We start from the raw sequence: 25123 nt of genomic DNA on the forward strand, positions 1-25123 counted from the left end.
TTACAAAAGTTGGAAAGAAAAATAATATAAATAATGGCAAGAGGATTTAGGCAAAAAATTCGTCAGAAAAATACGGATAGCAGTGGTTTTGGAAGTAATGCTTCCGGAAGGTTTATCAATAAGGATGGACTGCCGAATGTTCGAAGAAAAGGCATTAATGTCTTTAATAGGTTGAGCTGGTATCACACTATGCTGAACCTGTCTACATTCAGGTTTCTTTCCTATTTAGTGATTGGCTATATTCTTATAAATATTATTTTTGCTTTAATTTATTACTCTATAGGAGTACAACATCTTACTGGGATCGATAAGAGTAATCCGATCAATGAATTTATAGATGTATTTTTCTTTAGTTCACAGACATTTACTACTGTTGGATATGGTAGAATAGCTCCGATCGGTTTTATGGCGAGTTTGGTGGCTACTTTTGAAGCTTTTCTGGGATTGCTTGCTTTTGCCATTGCAACGGGTTTATTTTATGGAAGATTTTCCAGACCCAGAGCCTATTTAAGATTTTCTGATATTGCTGTTATATCGCCTTTTCAGGATTCTACAGCTTTAATGTTTAGGCTGGCTCCTTATAAAAATAATGCACTTACTGATGCAGATGTTATAGTATCAGCTGCAATTGAGGTTATTGAAGACGGAATACCTAAGAGCAACTTTTATAGATTAGAGACCCGATTAAACAAGATCAGTACATTGGCACTGAATTGGACTGTGGTACATTTAATTGATGAAAACTCTCCCTTTTATGGGTTTTCTGAAGATGATTTTAAAAGTATCGATATAGAAATTATAGTACAGGTACGAGCTTTTGATGAGGTCTTTTCAAATACAGTGGTTCAAAGGTCATCTTATGCTACCGGAGAGATAATTTATGGGGCTAAATTTGTACCAATGTATTACCCAAATAAGGATAACCAGTCTACAATTCTGGATCTGGATAAAATTAATAAATATCAAAAAGTAGATCTTTCCGTTTTAGCGGAGGATAGAGGATAATGAATCTGGAACTTTATAAAACACAGGCTTTACAAAAGCAAAAAGAACACAAAAAATTCTTAGATGGATTAAAGAAAAAACCACCTAAGAACCTTGATTATGTTGTTCAGGAAACCCATGAGGAGGTTTTTGAAAAGATTAATTGTCTTCAGTGTGCTAATTGCTGTAAAACAACTGGACCATTATATACAGAAAAAGATATTGAACGTATCGCTAAACATCTTCGGATGAAACCTATAGATTTTGAAGCAAAATTTCTGAGGGTAGATGAAGACAATGATAAAGTTCTGCAAAATCTCCCTTGCTTTTTTCTTAATAATGATAATACATGTTCTATCTATGAAGTGAGACCTAAGGCTTGCAGAGAATACCCACATACGGATCGTAAAAAGATCTATCAGATCAATTCACTGATGATGAAAAATACTGTAATCTGCCCTGCAGCATTTGAATTTGTAGAAAGAATTATGAAAAATTTAGGAAAATAACCTATAATCAAAAATCATCTTAAAAATACATAAAGTACGTTAAATAAGAACTTTAGATATAATTTAATGAAATAAATGGCGTTTAAAAAATATTAAACAACCATTTAAAATATTACAATATGAAAAAGTTAATTTTAACGGCAGTCTTTTCTTTAGCGGGAGCAGTTGCCGTATCAGCTCAAACTGATGCTCAGAAAAAAGTTGATGCAAATCAAACAACTACTCAAGCGCAGCCGCAAAGTACACAAACAAACACGAGTACGACTACCCAAATGCAAGGGCAGAGTACAGGTGCAACAGTTACAACAGATGCCGCTGCAAATACGTCAACACTGAGTGACGCAACAGCAACCGTAAGTGCCGATACCAATGTAGAAGCAACTAAAACGGCAGAAGCCACTAAAGAGGAAAAAAAAGCTAAAAAGAAAAAGTCGAAATAAGTAATTTAAAAGTAAAAGTGAGAAATCCTGAAATATTTATTTCAGGATTTTTTTATTAATAGTTTTTATTTTAAAAGTATTTCCCATATTCTGAAAATAAAAAAAGCATTGAATAAATCAATGCTTTCTCCTTTCACTTTTTACTTTTTTCCCATTTTCCCGGGAACAGGCTATAAGAAAAAAGGCCGGGAATTTCCCAACCTTTATATTTTATTTTATACAACTCCTTGAGCCAGCATTGCTTCTGCAACTTTCACGAAGCCGGCAATGTTTGCACCTTTTACGTAGTTTACATAACCATCTTCTTCTTTTCCATAGTCTCTACAAGCTTTATGGATTCCGATCATGATCTCCTTTAATCTTGCATCTACCTCTTCAGAAGTCCAGTTTAGACGAATTGAGTTCTGAGTCATTTCTAATCCTGAAGTAGCTACACCACCAGCGTTAGACGCTTTACCAGGAGAGAATAATACTTTGCTGTCTAAGAAATAGTTGATCGCTTCTAACGTTGAAGGCATATTAGCTGCTTCAGTTACGCAAAGAACTCCATTTTCAACCAATACTTTAGCATCTTCGAAGTCCAATTCGTTTTGAGTAGCTGAAGGGATAGCAACATCACACTTCACTTCCCAAGGACGTTTTCCTGCATAGAAAATAGCAGATGGATATTTTTTAGCATAGTCTTCAGCTCTGTTATTACCTGAAGATCTTAATTCTAATAAATAATCAATTTTATCACCATCGATACCGTCTTTATCATAGATATATCCGTCAGGACCAGAAATAGTTACTACTTTTCCACCCAATTCAGATACCTTTTTAATAACTCCCCAGGCTACGTTACCGAAACCTGAAACAGAAACAATCTTATCTTTAAATGTTTGATCAATAGTCTTAAGCATTTGCTCAGCGAAGTAAACGACACCATATCCCGTAGCTTCAGGACGGATCAATGATCCACCATACGCAAGACCTTTTCCTGTAAGCACACCTGTAAATTCGTTTCTTACTTTCTTGTATTGTCCGAAAAGATATCCGATTTCTCTTGATCCTACTCCAATATCTCCTGCTGGAACATCAGTTTCAGGGCCAATGTGCTTGCATAATTCAGTCATGAAAGCCTGGCAGAAACGCATTACTTCCATATCTGATTTTCCTTGTGGGTCAAAATCAGAACCTCCTTTACCACCACCCATTGGAAGAGTAGTCAATGAATTTTTGAATACTTGTTCGAAAGCTAAGAACTTAAGAACTGACAAGTTTACAGTAGGATGGAAACGAATTCCTCCTTTGTATGGTCCGATTGCAGAGTTCATCTGAATTCTGAAACCTCTGTTTACCTGGATTTCTCCTTTATCATCAACCCATGGAACTCTGAAAATAATAATTCTTTCAGCTTCAGCCATTCTCTCAAGAAGCTTCATTCCTGTGTATTCTTTCTTGGTAGCGATAAACGGAATTACAGTAACTGCAACTTCTTTTACGGCTTGTAAAAATTCTGGCTCGTTAGGGTTTTTTGCCTCAATTTTTGCAATAAACTCCTGGATTTTCTGGTCAATATTATATTGTTCCATATATTAAGGTTGAATATTATTGCCAACAAATTTAATTTTTTTTTCAAGATTCACAACACCTTAATTGATGATTGTTGAAAATTTATTAATTATGAGAGAAAATATTATTAAATTGATAATTTGCATTTAAATTTTATTAAAAATTAAATGTTATACGTGAAATAATGCAATATTAAGAAATAGTTAAATTTCAAATTGCTAGAAATTGCCTCCCAGAAAACGATTTCACTTTACCTAAAAGCTCTAATTCTAAAAGTACAGGTAAAATTCTATGTGTTGGAAGGACTATTTGCTGGGCTAAATCATCCAAATTAATTTGTGGATTTTCAGCAATAAAATTATAGATTAGACTTTGATTTTCAGTTAATTGGATTGCAATAGAAGAACTGGGAAATAGTTCTTCTATTTTTTCTTTAGGTTTGTTAAAACCAAGGTTGCTAATCAGATCTTTAATTGTAGAAATTGTAGCTGCCTTATTTTGAGAAATAAGATGATTGCAGCCTTGGCTATACTGATCTGTAATTTTTCCGGGCAGAGCAAAAACATCCCTGTTATAGCCGTTAGCAAAGGTTGCTGTACTCATTGATCCGCCTCCAAAAGCGGTCTCCACTACCATAGTTGCTGGAGATATTCCAGCAATAATTCTATTTCTTTGAATAAAGTTTTCTCTATCAGGTTTTCTTGAAGAATTAAATTCGGTAAACAGGACTCCGCCGTCTTGCAGGATCTTCTCAGATAGCCGCTTATTTTTTGCAGGATAAAGAGTGTGGAAACCATGCGCTAAAACAGCAGCGGTAGGGATTTTGTAGTGAAGAGATTGATCGTGCACTTCTTTATCTACTCCCAAAGCCAATCCACTAATGGAAATAAAACTACAAGATTGGGTTTCTTCAAAAAAATTCTTTATAAACTGTTTACCATAAGCCGTAATATTCCTTGTACCTACAATACTTAATGGCAATAGTGAATTTTTGTAGTTTCCTTTTTGGTATAAAATAGCAGGAGCATCTTCACATTCCCCGAGTAAGTAGGGGAGTTCTTTAAGATGTTTTAGCTTGATCAGAATATTGTTGCTTTCGCAAAATTTCAATTCTTTTTCAGCAAAGTCTAAATGGCTAGGGTTGCCAATATCTGATACAATCTTTTGACCAAATCCATCTATTTTTTTATATTCTTTCTTAGCCTTTTCCCACGCCGTTTTAGCGCTTCCAAATGTTCTAATAAGTTTTATGAAATTGATATCACCAATCAGGCTGCACTCGCGTAATGCGATTGCATAAAGATGTTCTTCGGAAATCATGTGTGTTTTTTTTCAAATGTAATGAATTAAGTTTTATTTTTTCCTTAATTCCTCTAAATGATCCCAGATATCATCTCTTTTTTTGTGGGGCAGTTCTAAAAAGTCTTCGGGGTGATTTTCTTTATATTCCTGCCAAAGCTTGTCATCTTTCTCGTTATAGTAGTTAGGGAATTCCCAAATGAATTTTCTCTTTTTTTCACCAATATTTTTGAATGCAAAAGCAATGATACTTCCTACTACTGCTCCTGAAAGGTGGGCTTGCCAGGATATTTTACTTGGTTCATGAAGATTGTAAAATAATTCTTCAGGAAACATCCCCCAAATCAAACTTCCGTAATATAATACAACCAGTAAAGAAATGGTTAAAAGTTTCATATTCCATTTAAATACTCCACTGAAGAAGAGGAAGAAAGCTAAAACATATACGACGCCACTGGCTCCAATGGTACAGGTGTACATGTATTCACCTGTGAGGATATCTATGGGCGGAAGTAACCAAACCAATAATCCAGTTGCCAGCCAACCGATAACAAACACTTTATTGGCCACTAATGGATAGAACTGATATAAAAGAAACATCAGCACAGCAATGGGAATTGAGTTACTGATAATATGGTCCATATTTCCATGCAAAAGAGGAGAGGTAATCACCCCCAACAAACCTTCCGGTAAAAGAGGAATGATGGCTCCAAAGCAACTCTGAAAGAAGCCTTGTGTTTGTAAAAAGTAGCCCAGCCACATTGCAGCAAGCATCAGCAATGGATATAAGATAGCTTTCTTGGAAATTGCGTTTTTAAACATGAAGAGGTAATGTCAAATCAAAAGCCAATAATAAATTTCGGAAAATTTGGCGATGGTTTTTTCTCTTTTAAATTATTTATAAGACAAAAGGTAATGATTTTTAGGGAACTAGTGATTTGGAATTTATTGTTTGATGATTCATTTTCTTTATTTCGGACATTTCGATCCATTTGTTGGGTCTATTTGTTTAGTGAAAGTTCTTCAATAAAAAATTATATTTCTATTTTTGTATTGGAAATCTTTAATTATGAAGAACAAATTGTTGATTTTTTCCATTGCATTGGGAATAAATGTAGCAGCACAAGAGATAAAAATAGATACAACAGCAACACCGGTAAAGGATTCTATAAAAAGCTGGTCTGTATTAGGAAAAAACACATTAATGTTCAATCAGGCAGCTTTTTCAAATTGGGTTGGTGGAGGAGCCAATAATGTTGGCTGGCTCGCTGGTGTCGATTATAATCTTACCTACGAAAAAGATAAAGACCTGTGGGAGAATATCATCATTCTTGGTTACGGTCAGAATAATACAAAGGGAATAGGGACAAGGAAAACACAGGATGTCCTCAATATATCTACAAACTATGGAAGACAGTTTTCTAAAAGCTGGTATATTTCTTCTGGGGCCAGTTTGCAGTCACAATTTTCTGCTGGTTATGAAGATGGAAACAACCCTGAAGCTAAAAAGATATCCAATTTTATGGCTCCGGGATATTTTAACATGGGTTTGGGGGTTACCTATAGACCCAATGATAATTTAACGGTAACATTGCGCCCTGTCAATGGAAGATGGACCTTTGTGTTGGATAATGAGCTTCAGAAAGCTGGGAATTATGGTTTAAAAGCAGATGGAGATAACTCACTATTGCAGTTTGGTTTTTTAGGAAATGCTGTATATAAAGTGAAACTGATGGAAAATATTAATCTGACGAATACCGCTTCTGTGTTTTCAAACTATCTCGATCATCCCGAAAGGTTAGTACTGGCTTATGGAGCTGTTTTAAATTTAAAAATTAATAAGTATATCTCATCCAATATCACAGTAGATGTACTATACGATCATAATCAGATTCAGAAAACACAGCTGAAACAAACTTTAGGAATCGGTTTTGCGTATACCGTTAATAATGGTGTGAAAAGATCTGATAGAAAAGACAATCAGTGGTGGCTTAAAAAATAACAAAGTAATTATTTAATCAATAAAAAAGCACTTCGAAAGAAGTGCTTTTTTTGGTATCAATTTATTTTCTTAGAATTCAATGTCTACTTCTAATTTTTCAGCCAGTAACTTTGAAATTTTTTCCTTTAAAGGTTCAATGTCAATGTTCTGCATGGCATCATTCGCAAAAGCATAAAGTAATAATGCCTGAGCTTCTTTTTTGGAGATTCCTCTTGCTCTCAGATAAAATAATGCATCTTCATTCAATTGGCCCACTGTACAACCATGAGAACACTTTACATCATCTGCAAAGATCTCTAGCTGAGGCTTTGTATCAATTGTTGCTCCTTCACTTAATAACACATTATTATTCTGTTGATAAGCATTGGTCTTCTGAGCTATTTTATCAACGAAAACCTTTCCGTTAAATACTCCATGAGCCTTATCTTTGAATATCCCTTTATAGTTCTGATAACTTTCACAATTAGGTTGGTTATGGTGAACAGCCGTATGGTGATCCACTAGCTGATCTTTTCCGATAATCGTAATCCCATTCATGAATGAGTTGATATTCTGTCCATTATGGATGAAATCCAGATTGTTTCTTACCAATTTTCCTCCAAAAGAGAAAGTATTTACAGTTGTTAAGCTGTCTTTTTCCTGTTTTGCAAAAGTATTATCGATAAGATAAGAAGTATCATTATCATTTTGAAGTTTATGCCAGTCTGCCTTAGCATTTGGATAGGTAAAGATCTCGGTCACTGAATTTGTCAATACAAAAGTATCGTCAAAATTATGATGACTTTCAATTACTTCTACTTTTGCTCCATCTTCAACGATCAATAAATTTCTTGTATTGTAGAATGTATTTTCTTCTTGGTTTTGTGAAAGATAGAAAACATGGATTGGTCTTTCAATGACAACATTTTTTGGTACCTTCAAGAAGAAGCCATATTTGCAGTATGCAAGATTTAAATCTGTAAAAGCTGAACTCTTCCCTGCAATTGTATTGAAATATTTATCAAAAACTTCTTTATGTTTTTCGTCATTCAAAGCATAGTTGAATGAAAGAAATTCTACGTTTTCGATAGAAACTTTTGATAACTCCTTATGTAGTTTACCATTTACAAAAACGATCCAGTCAAAGTTTTCTTCACCTAAATGCAATTGGTCCAACTGTTCTTTGGTAATATTGTGACCTTCTTTTGGAAAGAAATTATAGTTTTTTTCCGTGATCTCTTTTAAGTTGGTATATTTATATTCTTCGTCCTTTTTGGTTGGAAAACCAATGCTTTCGAACTCTCGAAGAGCTGCTTTTCTATCTTCATCCAGAAATCTGTGACGAAGGCTTTTCAAAAACTCATCGTGGTTGTCAATAATTTGATCGTATAAAGCCATTACTGAAATTTCGGCCATCACACCTTTTTTATATATTTAAAAATTGTAATATTATTTGCGGGTTTTCCGCTTATCTTTTAGTCAGAATTGATAAAATCTGCACCAAAAAATTTCTCTTCTTAATTAAGAAGCCAGTCGTAACCTTTCGCTTCTAATTCTAAAGCAAGAGATTTGTCACCCGTTTTAATGATCTTACCGTTCGCTAGAACATGTACAAAATCCGGCTGAATATAGTTTAGCAATCTTTGGTAGTGAGTAATCAAAAGAACTGCATTTCCTTCATTTTTAAAGTGATTTACACCATCTGCAACAATTCTTAAAGCATCAATATCCAATCCTGAATCGGTTTCATCAAGAATAGCCAGTTTTGGATTAAGCATCATCATCTGGAAGATCTCATTTCTTTTCTTTTCACCTCCTGAAAATCCTTCGTTTAATGATCTTGAAAGGAAGTCTTTCTTAATTCCCAATTTTTCAGACTTCTCACGAATCATAGCAAGCATTTCTTTTGCAGGCATTTCTTCAAGTCCGTTTGCTTTTCTGGTTTCGTTTAAAGCAGCTTTAATAAAGTTAGTCACAGAAACTCCGGGAATTTCTACAGGATACTGAAAAGATAGGAATATTCCTTTATGAGCTCTTTCTTCAGGAGCATCTTCGTTAATGTTTTCACCTTGAAAAATAATATCACCTTCAGTAACTTCGTAATCTTCTTTACCCGCAATAATAGATGAAAGAGTAGATTTTCCTGCTCCGTTAGGTCCCATTATAGCATGAACTTCACCCGGTTTTATTTCGAGATTGATACCTTTTAAAATTTGTGCGCCATCTTCAATTCTGGCGTGTAAGTTTTTTATTTCTAACATTTTATTTGCTTAAACAAATTATTTTTGAATTCTATATATTAAACTTTCCGGCTGATCCGGTACATCATTAAGTTGTCCAGTCTGTTCCATTCCTGCTTTTTCCAATACTTTGATCGAAACAACATTAGCAGGACGAACCATACCGAAAATTTCCTTTTCATTCAGATCATTAAAACCGAAGTCTATAGCTTTTTTTGAAAACTCTGTTGCATATCCTTTTCCCCAGGCTTCCGGAGCAAAACGATATCCAAGGTTTAATTTTTCTTCTTCGTCATACATTTTATAGCTAAGTCCGCCGAAGCCAATAACCCTATCTGGGTTTTCTTTTTCTAAAATTGCCCATCCACCGAAATTGTATTGATCCCAATGTTCAAGCATTCTATTAAATGTATTTTCAGCTTTTTCAAGACTCATTGGTCCACTCGGATTATAAAGATTGGTCTGCGGGTCTTTATTAATTTCAAAAAATCTTTCAAAATCTTGCTTTTCAGGTTTTCTTAAAATTAATCTTTCCGTAGTTTTCATCCTGTCTTATCCTACTGAGCCTTCTAGTGAGATCTCTAATAATTTCTGAGCTTCAATAGCAAACTCCATAGGAAGCTTGTTTAAAACCTCTTTACTGAAGCCATTCACGATCAGAGCAATCGCTCTTTCCGTATCGATCCCCCTCTGGTTACAATAAAAGATCTGATCTTCACCGATTTTTGAAGTGGTTGCTTCATGCTCTAATTGGGCCGTAGGATCTTTAATCTCAATATATGGGAATGTATGTGCACCACATTCGTTACCCATTAGTAAAGAATCACACTGGGAGAAATTCCTTGCTCCTTTTGCAGAAGGCATTACTTTTACCAGTCCTCTGTAAGAGTTTTGTGATTTACCGGCAGAAATACCTTTGGATATAATCGTTGATTTTGTGTTCTTTCCGATATGGATCATTTTTGTTCCGGTATCAGCATATTGGTGATTGTTAGTCACAGCAATAGAATAGAACTCACCAATTGATCCATCTCCCTTCAAAATACAAGATGGGTATTTCCATGTTACCGCAGATCCGGTTTCAACCTGTGTCCATGAGATCTTTGCATTTCTTTCGCAAAGTCCTCTTTTTGTTACAAAATTAAATACACCTCCTTTTCCTTCTTCATTACCTGGATACCAGTTCTGAACTGTAGAATATTTAATTTCAGCGTTATCCATTGCAATTAATTCCACAACGGCTGCGTGCAATTGATTTTCATCTCTGGAAGGAGCAGTACAACCTTCAAGATAAGAAACATAACTTCCTTCATCAGCAATCACAAGAGTTCTTTCAAACTGTCCTGTTCCTGCCTGATTAATACGGAAATATGTTGAAAGTTCCATTGGACACCTTACTCCTTTAGGAATATAACAGAAACTTCCGTCAGAAAATACAGCAGAATTTAAAGCTGCATAAAAATTATCTCCTCTTGGAACTACTTTCCCTAAGTACTTTTTCACTAAATCAGGATGGTTTTTTATCGCTTCTGAAATAGAACAGAAAATAATTCCTTTCTCTGCTAAAGTATCCTGGAAAGTTGTTTTTACCGAAATTGAATCTATTACAATGTCTACGGCAACTCCAGAAAGTCTTTTTTGTTCCTCGATGTTAATTCCTAGTTTTGCGAAGGTTTTAAGCAATTCCGGGTCTACTTCATCTAAACTTGCCAATTCGGCATTCTTCTTTGGAGCAGCATAATATCGAATTGCCTGGAAATCTGGTTTCACATATTTAATGTTGGCCCATGTAGGTTCTACCATTTTAAGCCATATTCTATAAGATTCCAAACGCCATTCTGTCATCCATTCTGGCTCTTCTTTTTTAGCAGAGATAGCACGGATGACATCTTCATCTAAACCAATCGGGAAATCTTCATAATCGATCTTCGTTTCCCAACCGAATTCGTATTTTTTATTTTCTAAATCGACGCGTAAATCGTCTTCTGTATATTTACTCATTTTGATGGATTCTAGATTTTAGATATCAGAAGTCAGATAGTGATTACTAACTTCTAATTTCCAACGTCTAATTACAAACTAAAACTCTCTCCACAACCACACGTTCTGGATGCATTAGGATTATTAAAAACAAATCCTTTTCCGTTCAAACCTCCTGAATATTCAAGAATGGTACCCGCTAAATAGAGGATAGATTTTTTGTCTACAACAATTTTAACATCGTTGTTTACAATAATTTGGTCTGTTTCTTCTTTTTGGTTGTCAAATTTTAAAACATACTCCAAACCAGAGCATCCTCCACTTTTCACCCCCACTCTTATATAATCTTCAGCAGGGTTAAAGCCTTCTTCCGTCATAAGTTGGATGGCTTTTAACTTCGCTTGATCTGATACTGTTATCATTGTATTTATTTAGAATGATTTAATCTTGCAAAAATACGAACTAATTTCCGCAATCTCAAATTGAAGATATCTATTTTAATAATTCGAATCTTAATAGCATCGTTATACATATCATTGTTAGTGTTAAAAAATGTATAAATATTCTTCTGCAAATTTAGTAATTCTGTTTTTGATTTAACTTTGAACAGTATTTTTTATCTATAAAGAATAATTATGAAAAAAAAATTACTGGTCTTTTTTATATTGTTTTTACTGACAATGTCTTATGGACAAACTATAAGATATGTTTACGAAACTTCAGTAAACCCCGATTCAATTAATCTGGTAAGTCTGAAATTTGAAAAAACTTTTTTAGATATTAAAGGAAATCAATCCTTGTTTATAAGTGAACATAAATTAGTAAGGGATTCTTTATTAACTGCTTTTAGAAAGGAAGAAAAAAATGATAGTAAAAAAGAAGGGAAAGATTTTACAAAATTTGGATTGGGAAAACAATCGGAACAATCTTTTTTTGAATATTTTATCACAAAAAACATTTCTGAACAAAAAGTTTATTATCATGATAAAATAGCTGGGAAGCAAATTTATTATCAGGAAGACCGACCTATTAAATGGCAGGTGACAGAAGAGACTGAACAACAAAATGGATATAAAGCTCAAAAAGCAACAGCCAATTTTGGTGGCAGAGTCTGGACGGCCTGGTTTACAAAAGAAATAAATATTTCTGATGGACCCTATAAATTTTCGGGATTGCCAGGTCTGATTGTGAAGCTGGAGGATGATAAAGGAGATTACAAATTTGATCTTGTAAAAAAGATTACTATTAAAAATGCTTTTGAAGAATCTGTAAGTCCAGATGCAAAATTGAGCACACGAATAGATTTTATGGGTGATAAAGCGGCAATAGAATTAAGTAAAGACAGCAGAACCATGTTGAGAAGTAGAAGTGGCGGAGATATGAATTCCGGGGGTGGAAGACGAGGTGGCGGAATGAAAGGCGGCAGTCATGGCGGAGGTAGAGGAATGTCTTCGAGAGGAATGGACAGTAGCAATAGTAATTCTATACCAACGGGTGATATCGAAAGCTTTCGCAATGATGTAAAGCAAAACCCAATTGAACTAAAATAAATTACAAATGAAAAAAATAGCCATCATTGCATTAGCTCTTTTCGTGCAGAATGCTTTTGCACAGGTAAACCGATTTGTATATCAGGTTACTATGAAATCAGATGCAGCAAATAAAAATGATATAAAGACCGAAAATGCATACTTAGATATTTCGCAGGAGAAATCCCTTTTTTACTCTGAGAATAGAGTAAAAAGAGACTCAATTATGCAAAAGACGTTTCAAAGTGGCGGAGCAATAGCTTTTAACAGGGATCAAATGGAAGGATTGAAAACCAGCATCAATTACTCTGTTGAAAAAGATAAAAAAGATCAAAAAACCTATTTTAAAGATAGGTTGGGACGAGATATGTATTCTTATGAAGAAGACCGTCCATTAAATTGGAAAATATCACCTGAAACTACTAAAATAGGGGACTATAAAGTTCAAAAGGCTGAAACTGATTTTGCGGGAAGAAAATGGACAGCCTGGTTTACTACAGATCTTCCTTATCAGGATGGACCTTATAAGTTTAGTGGGCTTCCAGGTTTGATTGTAAAGGTAGAAGATAGCCAGGGAGATTACTCCTTTGATTTAATGAAAAATTATAAGATCGCTGAATTGGCAAATTTAAGCCAACGAGGGAATATCATAAAAGTGAAAAGAAAAGATTTTCTAAAACAACAGGAAAAATATAGAACAGATCCAATGTCCTTTATGACTCAAGGCGGTGGCGGTGGCGGAGGCTTTGCCCAGACTGTTGTTGTAGGTGGTGCTGGACGAGGTGGAGGTGGTGGAAACCGGAATCCGGCTGATATGAAAAAAAGAATGGAAGAAAGGGTGAAGGATGAGGCGAAGAAAAACAGCAATCCAATTGAATTACAATAAATAAAAAACCCTGAAGAACTCTTCAGGGTTTTTATTGTATCTTATTTATTTTAAAAGTTGATTGAAAGTATCACCTTGCCGGATATCTCCCGTATTAAAACCTTTCATAAACCATTCTTTACGCTGAGCAGAAGATCCGTGAGTAAAGCTTTCCTGATTTACATATCCTTGAGATCTTTTTTGGATATTATCGTCGCCTACAGCTTCGGCAGCATCTATAGCAGATTCAATATCACCAGGTTCCAGAATTTGTTTCTTGTCATTAGTTCTTTTTGCCCAAAGACCAGCATAGAAATCAGCCTGTAATTCAGTGGCTACGGAGACCCTGTTCATATCAGCTTCTGAATATCTTCCACTTCTTCTGAGAGCATCTACTTTTTGGGTTGTTCCTAAAAGAGTCTGTACATGATGTCCGATTTCGTGTGCTAAAACATAGGCTACAGTAAATTCTGTTACCTTCGCTCCAAATCTTTGCTGTAATTCATTAAAGAAGCTCATATCCATATACACTTTCTGATCTGCCGGGCAGTAAAAAGGTCCCATTGCAGATTGTGCAGTACCACAGCCGGATTGTGTTGTGTTTTCAAAAAGTACAATTTTAGGCGGAGTATAGGTCATTCCGTTTTCTTTGAAAACTTCAGTCCATGCAATGGTGTTCCATCCATCCATCATATCGACCATTTCATATATTTTTTTCTCATCAGCATTTAATTCTCTCTGTTCAGACTGGCCTTGTGATGACATACTATTTGAATTCAATATACCCGAAGGGTCGCCTCCCAAAAAGAAAACGATGGCAGCAATAATCAATGTTCCTAAGCCTCCTCCTACGATCATACCTCCACTCCCCCCGGAGCCACGACGGTCTTCAACGTTTCCGCCTCTATCGTTTGTCCATTTCATAGTAAATAATTTTAGATGTAAATTTAAAACTAATATCGATATTAATTATTATTTTTTATTCTACTAAAAATATTTGAACAATTTTAACGGTTAAGCTGATTACTCTTTAGCCAATATGAAGTAGATTGATAAGCAGAAATGGCATCATCAACCACTTTCTGATTCGGATTCTTCATAGGATTTTCATCATAATAGATGCTAAATTCCGGAGTTAGCTTATCCTTTTTTTGAGATAATGAATATTGTTTTATCTTTTTTACTGGAGAAATTACTGTTAAATATCCATCTTTTACAAATCCTAAATCCTGATAAGTGGCAATATAGGCTTTAGGCTGAAATTCTTTTTTAAAAACATCCTGTCCTAAGAATTTCGATTGGTAGTTGAAATTAAGTAATCCCAATACGGTAGGCATAAGGTCTATCTGGGACATAAGTTTATCAAATTTTTGTGGCTGAATAAAATCTTCAGAGAAGATCAGAGCTGGAATTCTGTATTTATCCATTGGTAATGCTGTACTGCCAGCGCTTGATGCGCAATGATCTGCAACAATTACGAAAACCGTGTTTTTATACCAATCCTGTTTCTTTGCCATTTCAAAAAACTTACGAAGAGAATAATCTGTATATTTTACCCCTCCTTCTCTGGATTTAGCATCACCGGGAATATCTATTCTTCCGTTCGGATAAGTAAAAGGTCTATGATTAGAAACCGTCATCCAATGATTGAAAAAGGGTTTTCCAGATTTTGATTCCGTATTCATTACCTGAATTGCTTTTTTAGCCATATCTTCATCGGCAACGCCCCAAACATTGGCAAAAGTAATTTCTTCAGGTTTAAAATTATTACGGTCAACAATTCCATATCCGTTACCAGCAAAGAAATCCTGCATATTGTCAAAATAACTGTAACCACCGTATAGGAACTTCACATCATATCCTTTGGATTTGAAGATGCCACCTGTTGTGAATTTATTTTTGTTATTTTCTCTTTTTATGATACTTTCTCCTGCTGTTGGAGGAATACAAAGAGTTAATGCTTCCAGACCACGAACCGTTCTGTTTCCTGTTGCATACAAGTTTGTAAACATCATAGAACGATCGGCTAAACTATCTAAGAAAGGTGTTATTTTCTGATCATTTCCATAGTGCTGCATAAAATCAGCAGATAAACTTTCTATAGAGATAAGAACGACATTCTTTTTGAGCTCAGGTTGGTCTGAATTTATTGTTCTTGTTAAAACAGGATCAGAGTACTGGCTTAAAAAATTACTTTCAGCTTTTTTCTGATCTATCTGTGGGTAAAACTGGAAGTAGTCTAATTCATTATGTGTAAATGCCCAATAGAACTTTGGAAATCCATTGGCCTCAATTTCTTCAGCAAAGACATTCGTGGATTTTATCTGAGTAGTAAAGGTTAGGCAGACTAAGCTGATTCCTGCAAGTAGAATAAAAGAACCTAATAAAACTAGCTTCTGCTTGAAATTGGGAAGATCTTTGAGCTCATTCTTTGTTTTCTTATAAATAAACCATGTGATGGTAGATGTAATAGCAAAGATGATTAAAAATAAGGGAAGGACAGGATAGCTTTCCATAATGTTTCCGATCACTTCATTCGTGTAAATAAGATAATCAACTGCAATAAAGTTGTAACGCAATCCAAATTCATTGTAGAAGAAATATTCACTTACAGCATTAAAAACAATAAGCAATACATAGATGAATAACGTAATGAAATAAAGCGTGTTACGGATTTTAATTCTTTTTGACGGAAGAAAAAGCATTAATGCAAAGCATATGATTTTTAATGCGATAAAAGCAAGTGCAATTTCTGCTATAGATCCCCCATATTGTTTAAAAATATTATTCGGAATAAGAAGGATATAGAAAAAAAGGAGCAGTAAAGCTCCTAATATTATTTGCCCGTAAGGCTTTTTATATTTTGAATCCGAAAGAAATAAGAAGTACAGAGCTAAAAATGTACTTGCTAAAACAAAGACAAAGACATCGTTAGCTACTCCGACTACTAAGACTTTCAGCACCTCAAAGAAACCAAAGCTTGCGGTAGTTATTGGGTGGGAAAAAAATACTATTCTAACAATCAGTGATACAATAAGATAAAAAAATCCTAAGTATAAGAATGGTTTTATTTTTTGAGGATACATTTAGATTAAGTATATGTTAACTTTTGCAAAGATAGTTTTTATGCTGTATTTTTTAAGGAAAAAAATAAAAACAGCTGATTTGTTATGTTTTTTATAATTGCTTAAATTATTCTTAAAAAGGAATATTATTAAATAAAAGAGGTTTTCTTAGCTTAAGAAATAAAGACAATAAAAAAGGACTATAAAAAATAGTCCTTTTAATTTATAGGTTGTAAAAGATATTAAAATTAAGAATTTCCAAAGCCTATATTGGTCTTTTTCTGAGATAATTTCTTTTTAAAATCTATCATTCTTAGAGCTGTAACAGCAGCTTCTACGCCCTTATTACCTAAGTCTCCACCGCTGCGTGCTACAGACTGTTCTTTGGTGTCATCTGTAAGAACACAAAAGATGGTTGGAGTATCTGTCAGAATATTACAATCTTTAATTCCCTGTGCGACTGCTGAAGATACAAAATCAAAGTGCGGAGTCTCGCCTCTGATAATACATCCTATAGCAATTACAGCATCGAATTTTCGCTCTTTGCACAATTGCATACTTGCGTAATTTAATTCAAATGCTCCAGGTACTGTAAAAAGTTTTATGTTTTCAGTTTTTACTCCTTCTTTTTCAAGGATTTCTAAAGCTGCATCACGAAGGTTATAGGTTACAAAGTCATTCCACTCAGAAAAAACAATGCCGATAGAAAAATCCTCGGCATTGGTTATATTAAGTGGCTTGTAATCCGAAAGATTAACTGTTGCCATTTTTTAATAATATTTAGTCATTTCAATATAAGAATCAGACATTCCATTGTCATAGTCCTGATATTTTTCGTCAATTGTTGAAAAGTATTTCTTAGCTTCTGCTTTTTTCTTTAATCCTAAAGCTACTATACCAGCCTTTCTTGTAAAGAAGTAAGAAGTATAAGGATCTGAAGAAGCGCTTGAAGCTTTGTCTAGCAATGATAATGCTTCATCATTTTTGTTAAGACCAGATTTTGCATCTGCCATAGCTCCAAACTTCATCGCCATCAATGTTTTGTTGTCAGAAGAGAATTGATCTAAAAGATCGTAAGCTTCCTGGAACTTCCCTTCTTTGAATTTTAATAAACCAGCATTATAACCTGCGAGTTTACCGATATCTGTAGAAGAAAAGTCATTATAAGTTCCTATGAAACCTGGGTTTGCAGCAGATTTACCTCCCAACGCCTCTTTATCTTTACCTTCAGTAAGGTTTTTTTGAGCGGCAAGGAAAGTTTTTACTGCTTCCGTATTTTGAGGAGCAACTACAAATTGTTTATAGGCGAAAAATCCTAAAACTCCTAAAACCAAAGCCCCAAAAACAATACCTAGTGGTTTTGAGTATTTTTCTAGGAATCTTTCTGTATTTAAAGCCTCTCTGTCAAGATCTTTAAAAAATTCCACTGTTTCTTTACCTTCTTGCTCTTTTTGAGCATTCTTTGCAAGTTTTGCCATAAATTCTTAAAAATTGAATTGCAAATTTAATTGTTTCTGAGGGATTTACAAAATACTTTGAATGTATTATTTAATATTCTAAAATATGATAGATTTCCGCATTGAATTTTTTTAGTTTTTCATCACCATTTAAATCTCCTAGAGCGGTTAAAAAACTGAACTGTACTACTTTTGCACCTTGTTTTTCAACTAATTTTGCCGCAGCTTCTGTTGTACCCCCGGTTGCCAGTAAATCATCATGAATTAATATTCGCTGCCCTTTTTTTATCTGTCCTTCACGCGTTTCTATTTCGGCACTTCCATATTCCAGGTCATATTTTTCCGAGATAATGGGTGGTGGAAGTTTACCTTTCTTACGGATTAAAATAAACGGAACCTCCAAAGCAACAGCAATTGCGATTCCAAAGAGATAACCACGGCTTTCGATTCCACAAACAGCATCAATCTTTCCTTTGCTGAATTTCACAAGATCTTCAATAACCTCTTCATATAATTTTGGGTTAAGGAAAATAGGCGAGATGTCCTTAAACTGAATTCCCGGAATAGGAAAGTCAGGAACATTTTCAATGGTATTTTCTAATTTATGAATTAATTCTTGTGAAGCCATTTATGGGTTTATTTTGTAGCTGGAAATTTTCCAGTCTCCGTTTACATTTTTAAGTCCGAAAGTTACTTTCAGGGAAGTTGTTTTTCCATTTTTGTCTGTAACATCATAAGTAGCATTCACACTTGAGCTGTTAGCATTAGTGGCATTTGCCGTGATATTTTTAACACTCACATTTTTTACGGATCCAAAGCCTGAAGTAGGATTTGAAAAAGACTCATAGCTTCCCCAGCTTGGGTTATTTGAAGACTCAAATGCTGCTTTAAGATTTTGTGAACTTACATTATTTAAAAATTTACTTACTGTATTTTTTGGATCTGCAGCTGGTTGTTTTGGTGTTGCAGGAACTGTTGTTGCAGAAGGGTCTGTAGTATTGCCAGTACCTGTAGGGTTGCTAGGATCAATTACTGCATTTGGATCTGTAGGTACAGCTGTGGAATCTGTTTTAGGAGGTGCTGGAATTTTTAAAGCTGACGGATTTACTTCCAACCCGATTTTAGACATTTTAAAAGTTTTTGCAGTTGTTTTTACAGATACCGTGATATCTATTTTATTATCAACCACTTTTGAAGCTAAAAGAGAAGAAAATCTTAAATTGAAACCTTTGAAATTATTATCAGTCATCAGATTTTTTGCTGTTGAAAGCTTTACTCCATTACTGAAAACTTCTAATGTAGCTTCTAAGCCGGCGCCCGTAAATGCAACAGGATTTCCTGCATTATCGACAAGCTTAGGAATGATCTGGATAGCTGTTGCTCCGTTTCCGTCATCAGCTGAAGGCCTTGTAATGATACTCAATGAGCTGGCTTTCACATCATTTGGATCACTTTCCTTCGCCTTTTCATCACCAAAAATGTTCATCTCTCCTAATGAAGGTGGAGCCGTACTTGCCCATTCGATGTTATTCTTCTGAGCTACCTCATCGGCCATTGATAAAATTTCAGGAACTTTTTTTCCATTAATTAATTTGCCAAGAGCCTTTACTTCGTTTACGTCACCTTCGGCATCTACTCCAAATGTTTTAAGGATATAAAGAGCCTCATTAAACTTGATTTGTTTGATGGTTGACAGGCTTGATGCCATGTCATTGATACTTGACTGTAAAGTTTTTGTACTCGTAGCATCTACATGATCTTTCTTACATGCTGTAAAAAGCAATAGGCTGAAAATTAGTAGAAGAGAAAACTTTTTCATTTTTATTCGGTTTGTTACAAATTTAGTAAAACCTTTATTAATAGAAATTTTTTATTTTTTATTTCTTTTTTCTGGAATCTCAATACTACCGCCATACTTGTTTGGTTGTTCTTTAGGCTATTTATCCCTAAATAGATCTTATGGACCATTTGAAGAGTACAGCCAAAGGAATCTTTTATATAATTATTGTTGAAAAGTTGCTCTAGTAAAAGAAAGGAGTAGTATTTATAGTATTATTTTTCACTTTAAAAGAAATCATTTAAAAGAAATAGGAGATTTTTTTATTTTATCGTTTGTTTGGTTGTTCTTTTAGACTTCCTTCAAAGAATGAACTGAAGATTGCCTGCATATTTGGGAATGATGCATCTTGCCAGAATTTTGATGTATAGCTGCTGTTGTCCTTATCAAATCTTACTTTTTCAACATCATCATTATTATCAAATGAGATTTCAGTTGGATAGAAATTGGTATATGTTTGTATTTGATTGTAATTAGGTTCGCTCTTGTGTTTTATTTTAATAAAGACCCGATCATTATATTCTAAAAAATCTTTTAATCCTTTTTCAGATCCTTGTTCGAAGGAAAGATTAACAATAGCCTTTATGTCAAAAAAGCGATACCCAAAAAGAGCGAATTCTTTTTCTTGTAATGCCTCACCAGAGATTTCTATTTGATCTTTTTTGTCTCCTTTTAATTCTTTTATAACCGTTACTTTATTTTTATAGTCTTCGGGGTTTCCTATTTTTTTAAGTCTGGGAAGGTTTAATGAATTGCCATAGTCCCATAATGATGTTTGCTTTTTTTCCTCTGAAGGATCTTCCAATCTGTAAATTCTGTATTGTTGTGCATTGGTACTTTTTAGTTTTTTAGTTTTGTTATCAAAAACATAGGTTACAATACCATCTGCATAGCAATTCAGTTTGTTATTTAGTGTGACATAGGCATTAAAGTTTCCTTTAATGATGATGTATTTTGCAGGTTTGTTATTTTTTAATACTACGGTCTCTATTTCTTTTACCTGATCGTTAACTTTTATTATGTCGTGATCAAGCTCTGCATAGGAAAGTGTTGCTACAAGAAAATTATCATAGATCAGTTGAAATTTTTCCTGGGACGGATTTAATGCTTGCTTATCTATTTTACCGTCAATATCAGAATACGCTAAAATACTTCCATCTTTTCCAAAAACAGAAACCTTAGGCAATGGTTTATTATTTTTTTCTGAAATGAATGTAATGGTCTGGGCATTGGTAAAGCTGAATAGCAAAACGAATAGAATTTGTAATAGGTAGTTTCTTTTCATAATTAATTATTTGCTGGTGTGGAGACCGTTTACTTATAAGACAACAGTTTTGAAAAAAGGTTGCACAGAAATCTTAATTTTCTGCATAAAAAAAGACTGATTAGTTAATAATCAGTCTTTTAGAGTTTTATTTTGTTACAAGTCCTTAGAAAGGATACTCATAAATTTCAGATTCGTGTAAGAATGGGTTTCCAGTAGGAATTAATTTTAGTTTAGATAATGCTGACATTACAGTAAACATAAATAATCCAACTACAAATAGGACAGCACCTAGTATTAGTATAAATACTTCAGGAGTTTTCCAATATGGGCCCACTGTTCCAGGCATTACCATATTAAAGTAATCTAAAAGGTGTCCTAAAATAACAACTACTGCCATTACGGTAACTACTTTATAATTTCTTTTAATGCTGCTACTTACTAATACCAATAAAGGTAATAAGAAGTTGATAATTAGCATTGGTAAGAATGTAGGTGAATAGTGCTGGAATCTTCCAAAGAAGTAATTAACCTCTTCCGGTACGTTTGCATACCAGTAAAGCATGAACTGAGCAAACCATGTGTACGTCCAAAGCATACTTGTTGCGAAAAGGAATACTCCAAGATCGTGTAAGTGATTGTCATTGAACTGAGGTAAGAATCCGTTCTTCTTAAGGTATACACTGATAAGAATAATAACAGCAATACCACTGGATAAACAGCTCACCATAGAATACCAGATATACATTGTAGAATACCAGTGAGGGTCAATTGACATCAACCAGTCCCAAGCCCAAGCTGCAGAAGCAAAACCGAAGAATGCGATATATCCAACAGCCCATCTGTAAAGGAATTGATACTCAACCAAAGATTTTGTCTCATCTACTTTTTTAGATTGTGCTTTCAGTTTCCATGCGAAGAATGAAGCTCCGATTACGTAGATCAAAGTTCTGATTGCGTAGAAAGGAATATTTAAGAATCTTTTCTTTTCAAATAAGATCACATCAAAGTGTGCTGAGTTTGGATCTGTTAAATCCGGATCCATCCAATGAAAAAGGTGTCCTTGGTGGAAGATATTTAATAACATAAGGATGATCAAAATAGCTCCTCCGTATGGAATATAAGAAGCAATAGCTTCCATTACTCTTGTAATAATAATTGGCCAACCTGCGTGAGCAGCGTGCTGAATACAATAGAAGAACAATACGGCACAACTTACTCCAAAGAAAAATACAGCTACGAAATGTAGTGATGCTAATGGTTGGTTGTGAATTTGTAATTCTGCATGTTCTAAATGAGCAGCATGATCCTGAGGACCTATCATCTCACTTGAATGAGTAGGGGCAGTGTGACCTGAAGCATGAACAGCTTCCATCATCTGTTCAATTTTTTCTGTGCTGATTCCTTTATTCAAGAAAAAACCAATACCAAATAGAACTAAACCTACAACAAGCAGTATTATAGAAGTTGATTTTAATTTTGGTGAAAAAGTATACATTTCTTTTCTTATTTTTTAGTTGCGGTAGTCGTCTCAGTTGTTGCCGCAGCTGGCGTAGCTGTAGCGGTTGTAGCTGCTGCTGGTGCTGCATTTTTCTTGAAAGCACTCATCACATACATCGCCACTCTCCATCTGTCTCCTGCGTTCAATTGTCCCGCATAAGAACCCATTGCATTTCTACCGTTAGTTAATACATAATGAACAGATCCTACAGTAATTTCTCTATCTGCGTAGTTAGGCACACCAGAGAAAGCACCGCTTTGTACAATTGGACCCTGTCCATCACCTCCAGTTCCGTGACATGCTGCACAAGTGTGGTCGAACAACATTTTTCCTCTTTCTATATCCTTAGCTGCATTAGCTGGATTTAAAGGAGAAACAGTCATCTTCTTTGATGCATCATATCCTGCATTATATTCATCTACATTTTTCGGAAGTAATCCTTCTTCAAAAATTCCGTCTTTATTTTGAGCAACACTTCCTTCTACTGGAGCAAGTCCTGTTGCAAAGCTATTTTTAACAAACGCTGGGATTTCATTCTCATGATCTGAATACGCATCCTGAGCTTTCATCAATGGATCATAAGCTACCGGGAAATACATATCCGGGAAATATACCAGGGGTGCATTTTCTTTCGGTCCGCAAGAATTAAGTAAAACTGTTGTTAAACCTAAGATTGCAGTAATTCTTAATACATTCTTTTTCATTTTAAGCGTCTTTAACAGTTATTTCTTCAACTCCAGTTTCAATAAGTAGCTGTTTTACAGATTCTACATCTTCAGTTACAAACTCCATCATGAATTTGTCATCTGTAGTTCTTGGATCTGGATTTTGAGCTGGAGCTCCCGGATACATCTTATTTCTAACTAAGAAAGTAAGAGACATCATGTGAGCTGCACAAAATACCATTAATTCAAACATTGGAACTACGAATGCCGGCATATTGTGTCCCCAGTCAAAAGCAGGTTTACCACCAATGTTTTGAGGCCAGTCATGATTCATCACATACCAAGTTACAGTTGCACCAATGGTAACACCATAAAGAGCATAGAAAAACGCAGCATCAGAAATTCTAGTTTTCTTTAAACCTAAAGCTTTATCTAGTCCGTGAACTGGAAATGGCGTATAAACTTCGTTTATCGTTATTCCTTTATCGTTGAATGCTTTAACGCCGTTCATTAAATCGTCGTCATCAGCATAAAGTCCGTATACAATTTTAGTGGTGCTCATCTCCTTCTTTTGCTTTATAAGTTTCACCTGAGATTTTCAAAATCGATTTTAATTCAGCCTGTGCAATTACAGGGAATGTTCTTGCATATAATAAGAATAATACAGAGAAGAATCCGATTGTTCCTAAATATACACCCACGTCAATAATCGTTGGTTTAAACATCGTCCATGAACCTGGCAAGTAATCTCTTGAAAGGTTAATAACGATGATATCAAAACGCTCAAACCACATACCGATGTTGATAATTAATGCAACGATGAAAGTCCAGATAATATTTGTTCTAGCTTTTTTGAACCAGAAAGAAGCCGGAACAATCAAGTTACAAGTAATCAAAGCCCAGAAAGCCCACCAGTAAGGTCCTGTTGCAGCACCTGGAGAAAGATATGTAAAGTCTTCAAATCTTGATCCGGAATACCATCCGATAAAATATTCAGTTGCATAAGCTACAGTTACCATACCACCTGTTACAACGATTACGATGTTCATAATCTCGATGTGATACATAGTGATATAATCTTCGAGGTGACAAACTTTTCTGGCAATTAACAATAGTGTTTGTACCATTGCAAATCCTGAGAAAATCGCACCAGCAACGAAATATGGAGGATAGATCGTAGAGTGCCATCCTTTAATAACTGAAGTTGCGAAGTCAAAAGATACGGTAGTGTGTACTGAGAATACAAGTGGAGTTGCTAAACCTGCTAATACCAAAGATAATTCTTCGAATCTCTGCCAGTGTTTTGCTTTACCACCCCAACCGAATGCTAGGAATGTATAAATTTTTCTTGTCCAAGGCGTTTTAGCTCTATCTCTGATCATTGCAAAGTCAGGGATTAATCCCATGAACCAGAATACTGTAGATACTGAGAAATACGTAGAGATTGCAAATACGTCCCAAAGTAGAGGAGAGTTGAAGTTCCCCCAAAGAGAACCAAACTGGTTAGGAAGAGGGAATACCCAATATCCTACCCAAACTCTACCCATGTGGATTACAGGGAAGATTGCCGCCTGTACAACTGCGAAGATAGTCATCGCTTCAGCTGAACGGTTTACAGACATTCTCCAACGCTGTCTAAATAATAATAATACCGCTGAGATTAGGGTTCCGGCGTGACCAATACCTACCCACCATACGAAGTTGGTAATATCCCAACCCCAGTTAATAGTTCTGTTAAGCCCCCATGCTCCAATACCTGTCCCGATAGTATAAGCGATACAGCCGAATCCGTAGATGAATAGAGCTAAAGCTGCATATAGTGATACCCACCATAATTTACCTGCTCTTTCTTCGATAGGTCGTGCAATATCTTCTGTGATATCGTGATAAGTTTTGTGACCAATAATTAGAGGTTCCCTTATCGGAGCTTCGTAATGTCCTGACATTTTTTAC

25 protein-coding genes are annotated in these 25123 nt (G+C 34.9%); 6 read left to right on the forward strand and 19 right to left on the reverse strand.

Going from position 1 to position 25123, the window contains the following annotated elements:
* Nucleotides 1–33: 33 nt before the first annotated feature.
* From AC3WRL_RS08195 to AC3WRL_RS08205, 3 genes are all read left to right on the forward strand, one after another.
* On the forward strand, nt 34–1005 hold the full coding sequence (locus tag AC3WRL_RS08195) for an ion channel (protein WP_214830270.1): 972 nt from the start codon (nt 34–36) through the stop codon (nt 1003–1005).
* On the forward strand, nt 1005–1493 hold the full coding sequence (locus tag AC3WRL_RS08200; RefSeq protein ID WP_214830272.1) for a YkgJ family cysteine cluster protein: 489 nt from the start codon (nt 1005–1007) through the stop codon (nt 1491–1493). Before AC3WRL_RS08195 ends, AC3WRL_RS08200 begins: the two co-directional genes overlap by 1 nt.
* A 119-nt stretch (nt 1494–1612) precedes the next feature.
* Nucleotides 1613–1933 (forward strand): hypothetical protein, encoded by a 321-nt coding sequence (locus tag AC3WRL_RS08205; protein ID WP_492330079.1) that lies wholly within the window; start codon nt 1613–1615, stop codon nt 1931–1933.
* 215 nt (nt 1934–2148) lie between these two features.
* On the opposite strand, the gene gdhA is transcribed toward AC3WRL_RS08205, so the two are convergent.
* The 3 genes from gdhA to AC3WRL_RS08220 all read right to left on the reverse strand — a co-directional run bounded on the left by gdhA (nt 2149) and on the right by AC3WRL_RS08220 (nt 5608).
* Nucleotides 2149–3507 (reverse strand): NADP-specific glutamate dehydrogenase, encoded by a 1359-nt coding sequence (gdhA, locus tag AC3WRL_RS08210; RefSeq protein WP_214830276.1) that lies wholly within the window; start codon nt 3505–3507, stop codon nt 2149–2151.
* Nucleotides 3508–3697: 190 nt separating this feature from the next.
* Entirely contained in the window at nt 3698–4807 is a 1110-nt protein-coding gene (dprA, locus tag AC3WRL_RS08215) for a DNA-processing protein DprA (RefSeq protein WP_261510672.1), read from the reverse strand.
* A gap of 33 nt (nt 4808–4840) precedes the next feature.
* A complete protein-coding gene (locus AC3WRL_RS08220) occupies nt 4841–5608 on the reverse strand; it encodes a rhomboid family intramembrane serine protease (RefSeq protein WP_492330080.1) in 768 nt (255 codons plus the stop codon).
* A gap of 247 nt (nt 5609–5855) precedes the next feature.
* Here AC3WRL_RS08220 and AC3WRL_RS08225 point away from each other — a divergent pair, with 247 nt between their 5' ends.
* Nucleotides 5856–6788, forward strand: coding sequence for a DUF3078 domain-containing protein (locus AC3WRL_RS08225; protein WP_214830282.1), 933 nt, complete (start codon nt 5856–5858; stop codon nt 6786–6788).
* 69 nt (nt 6789–6857) lie between these two features.
* Here the strand turns inward: AC3WRL_RS08225 and sufD are convergent, their stop codons facing one another.
* The 5 genes from sufD to AC3WRL_RS08250 form a co-directional block, all read right to left on the reverse strand.
* Nucleotides 6858–8165, reverse strand: a complete 1308-nt coding sequence (sufD, locus tag AC3WRL_RS08230) for a Fe-S cluster assembly protein SufD (RefSeq protein WP_214831311.1) — start codon at nt 8163–8165, stop codon at nt 6858–6860.
* A gap of 119 nt (nt 8166–8284) precedes the next feature.
* Nucleotides 8285–9028, reverse strand: coding sequence for a Fe-S cluster assembly ATPase SufC (gene sufC / locus AC3WRL_RS08235; RefSeq protein WP_214830284.1), 744 nt, complete (start codon nt 9026–9028; stop codon nt 8285–8287).
* Between the two features lie 18 nt (nt 9029–9046).
* Nucleotides 9047–9553 (reverse strand): GNAT family N-acetyltransferase, encoded by a 507-nt coding sequence (locus AC3WRL_RS08240; protein ID WP_214830291.1) that lies wholly within the window; start codon nt 9551–9553, stop codon nt 9047–9049.
* Between the two features lie 6 nt (nt 9554–9559).
* Nucleotides 9560–11008 (reverse strand): Fe-S cluster assembly protein SufB, encoded by a 1449-nt coding sequence (sufB, locus tag AC3WRL_RS08245; RefSeq protein ID WP_214830293.1) that lies wholly within the window; start codon nt 11006–11008, stop codon nt 9560–9562.
* 71 nt (nt 11009–11079) lie between these two features.
* Complete coding sequence (locus AC3WRL_RS08250) at nt 11080–11409, reverse strand: HesB/IscA family protein (RefSeq protein WP_214830295.1); 330 nt, start codon at nt 11407–11409, stop codon at nt 11080–11082.
* Nucleotides 11410–11622: 213 nt separating this feature from the next.
* Here AC3WRL_RS08250 and AC3WRL_RS08255 point away from each other — a divergent pair, with 213 nt between their 5' ends.
* Both AC3WRL_RS08255 and AC3WRL_RS08260 read left to right on the forward strand, forming a co-directional pair.
* Complete coding sequence (locus tag AC3WRL_RS08255; protein WP_492330081.1) at nt 11623–12537, forward strand: GLPGLI family protein; 915 nt, start codon at nt 11623–11625, stop codon at nt 12535–12537.
* 7 nt (nt 12538–12544) lie between these two features.
* The gene (locus AC3WRL_RS08260; protein WP_492330082.1) at nt 12545–13402 is read left to right on the forward strand and encodes a GLPGLI family protein; all 858 of its coding nucleotides are present in this window, start codon (nt 12545–12547) and stop codon (nt 13400–13402) included.
* Nucleotides 13403–13447: 45 nt separating this feature from the next.
* Here AC3WRL_RS08260 and ypfJ read toward each other — a convergent pair whose 3' ends face one another.
* The 11 genes from ypfJ to nrfD form a co-directional block, all read right to left on the reverse strand.
* The gene (gene ypfJ / locus AC3WRL_RS08265; protein WP_214830301.1) at nt 13448–14305 is read right to left on the reverse strand and encodes a KPN_02809 family neutral zinc metallopeptidase; all 858 of its coding nucleotides are present in this window, start codon (nt 14303–14305) and stop codon (nt 13448–13450) included.
* A gap of 83 nt (nt 14306–14388) precedes the next feature.
* Entirely contained in the window at nt 14389–16467 is a 2079-nt protein-coding gene (locus AC3WRL_RS08270; protein ID WP_492330083.1) for an LTA synthase family protein, read from the reverse strand.
* Between the two features lie 227 nt (nt 16468–16694).
* Complete coding sequence (ribH, locus tag AC3WRL_RS08275; protein WP_261510680.1) at nt 16695–17213, reverse strand: 6,7-dimethyl-8-ribityllumazine synthase; 519 nt, start codon at nt 17211–17213, stop codon at nt 16695–16697.
* A 3-nt stretch (nt 17214–17216) separates the two neighbouring features.
* The gene (locus tag AC3WRL_RS08280; RefSeq protein ID WP_214830307.1) at nt 17217–17924 is read right to left on the reverse strand and encodes a YfgM family protein; all 708 of its coding nucleotides are present in this window, start codon (nt 17922–17924) and stop codon (nt 17217–17219) included.
* Nucleotides 17925–17994: 70 nt separating this feature from the next.
* A complete protein-coding gene (locus AC3WRL_RS08285) occupies nt 17995–18531 on the reverse strand; it encodes an adenine phosphoribosyltransferase (protein WP_492330084.1) in 537 nt (178 codons plus the stop codon).
* Nucleotides 18532–19722, reverse strand: a complete 1191-nt coding sequence (locus tag AC3WRL_RS08290) for a hypothetical protein (RefSeq protein ID WP_492330085.1) — start codon at nt 19720–19722, stop codon at nt 18532–18534.
* Nucleotides 19723–20008: 286 nt separating this feature from the next.
* Nucleotides 20009–21025 carry a hypothetical protein gene (locus AC3WRL_RS08295; RefSeq protein ID WP_492330086.1) on the reverse strand — a complete coding sequence of 339 codons (1017 nt, stop codon included), beginning with the start codon at nt 21023–21025 and terminating at the stop codon, nt 20009–20011.
* A gap of 145 nt (nt 21026–21170) precedes the next feature.
* Nucleotides 21171–22502: a quinol:cytochrome C oxidoreductase gene (locus AC3WRL_RS08300; protein WP_214830320.1), complete on the reverse strand. Its 1332-nt coding sequence runs from the start codon at nt 22500–22502 to the stop codon at nt 21171–21173.
* Between the two features lie 8 nt (nt 22503–22510).
* On the reverse strand, nt 22511–23209 hold the full coding sequence (locus AC3WRL_RS08305; RefSeq protein WP_214830322.1) for a c-type cytochrome: 699 nt from the start codon (nt 23207–23209) through the stop codon (nt 22511–22513).
* 1 nt (nt 23210) lies between these two features.
* The gene (locus tag AC3WRL_RS08310) at nt 23211–23732 is read right to left on the reverse strand and encodes a DUF3341 domain-containing protein (protein ID WP_089028500.1); all 522 of its coding nucleotides are present in this window, start codon (nt 23730–23732) and stop codon (nt 23211–23213) included.
* Complete coding sequence (gene nrfD / locus AC3WRL_RS08315) at nt 23719–25116, reverse strand: NrfD/PsrC family molybdoenzyme membrane anchor subunit (protein ID WP_214830329.1); 1398 nt, start codon at nt 25114–25116, stop codon at nt 23719–23721. Before nrfD ends, AC3WRL_RS08310 begins: the two co-directional genes overlap by 14 nt.
* Nucleotides 25117–25123 lie beyond the last annotated feature (7 nt).

This window comes from Chryseobacterium sp. FW101-FHT12H09, assembly GCF_058790395.1.

Coding starts and splice junctions, on each gene's coding strand:
- AC3WRL_RS08195 (WP_214830270.1), top strand. CDS start 34: ATGGCAAGAGGATTTAGGCAAAAAATTCGTCAGAAAAATACGGATAGC.
- AC3WRL_RS08200 (WP_214830272.1), top strand. CDS start 1,005: ATGAATCTGGAACTTTATAAAACACAGGCTTTACAAAAGCAAAAAGAA.
- AC3WRL_RS08205 (WP_492330079.1), top strand. CDS start 1,613: ATGAAAAAGTTAATTTTAACGGCAGTCTTTTCTTTAGCGGGAGCAGTT.
- gdhA (WP_214830276.1), bottom strand. CDS start 3,507: ATGGAACAATATAATATTGACCAGAAAATCCAGGAGTTTATTGCAAAA.
- dprA (WP_261510672.1), bottom strand. CDS start 4,807: ATGATTTCCGAAGAACATCTTTATGCAATCGCATTACGCGAGTGCAGC.
- AC3WRL_RS08220 (WP_492330080.1), bottom strand. CDS start 5,608: ATGTTTAAAAACGCAATTTCCAAGAAAGCTATCTTATATCCATTGCTG.
- AC3WRL_RS08225 (WP_214830282.1), top strand. CDS start 5,856: ATGAAGAACAAATTGTTGATTTTTTCCATTGCATTGGGAATAAATGTA.
- sufD (WP_214831311.1), bottom strand. CDS start 8,165: ATGGCTTTATACGATCAAATTATTGACAACCACGATGAGTTTTTGAAA.
- sufC (WP_214830284.1), bottom strand. CDS start 9,028: ATGTTAGAAATAAAAAACTTACACGCCAGAATTGAAGATGGCGCACAA.
- AC3WRL_RS08240 (WP_214830291.1), bottom strand. CDS start 9,553: ATGAAAACTACGGAAAGATTAATTTTAAGAAAACCTGAAAAGCAAGAT.
- sufB (WP_214830293.1), bottom strand. CDS start 11,008: ATGAGTAAATATACAGAAGACGATTTACGCGTCGATTTAGAAAATAAA.
- AC3WRL_RS08250 (WP_214830295.1), bottom strand. CDS start 11,409: ATGATAACAGTATCAGATCAAGCGAAGTTAAAAGCCATCCAACTTATG.
- AC3WRL_RS08255 (WP_492330081.1), top strand. CDS start 11,623: ATGAAAAAAAAATTACTGGTCTTTTTTATATTGTTTTTACTGACAATG.
- AC3WRL_RS08260 (WP_492330082.1), top strand. CDS start 12,545: ATGAAAAAAATAGCCATCATTGCATTAGCTCTTTTCGTGCAGAATGCT.
- ypfJ (WP_214830301.1), bottom strand. CDS start 14,305: ATGAAATGGACAAACGATAGAGGCGGAAACGTTGAAGACCGTCGTGGC.
- AC3WRL_RS08270 (WP_492330083.1), bottom strand. CDS start 16,467: ATGTATCCTCAAAAAATAAAACCATTCTTATACTTAGGATTTTTTTAT.
- ribH (WP_261510680.1), bottom strand. CDS start 17,213: ATGGCAACAGTTAATCTTTCGGATTACAAGCCACTTAATATAACCAAT.
- AC3WRL_RS08280 (WP_214830307.1), bottom strand. CDS start 17,924: ATGGCAAAACTTGCAAAGAATGCTCAAAAAGAGCAAGAAGGTAAAGAA.
- AC3WRL_RS08285 (WP_492330084.1), bottom strand. CDS start 18,531: ATGGCTTCACAAGAATTAATTCATAAATTAGAAAATACCATTGAAAAT.
- AC3WRL_RS08290 (WP_492330085.1), bottom strand. CDS start 19,722: ATGAAAAAGTTTTCTCTTCTACTAATTTTCAGCCTATTGCTTTTTACA.
- AC3WRL_RS08295 (WP_492330086.1), bottom strand. CDS start 21,025: ATGAAAAGAAACTACCTATTACAAATTCTATTCGTTTTGCTATTCAGC.
- AC3WRL_RS08300 (WP_214830320.1), bottom strand. CDS start 22,502: ATGTATACTTTTTCACCAAAATTAAAATCAACTTCTATAATACTGCTT.
- AC3WRL_RS08305 (WP_214830322.1), bottom strand. CDS start 23,209: ATGAAAAAGAATGTATTAAGAATTACTGCAATCTTAGGTTTAACAACA.
- AC3WRL_RS08310 (WP_089028500.1), bottom strand. CDS start 23,732: ATGAGCACCACTAAAATTGTATACGGACTTTATGCTGATGACGACGAT.
- nrfD (WP_214830329.1), bottom strand. CDS start 25,116: ATGTCAGGACATTACGAAGCTCCGATAAGGGAACCTCTAATTATTGGT.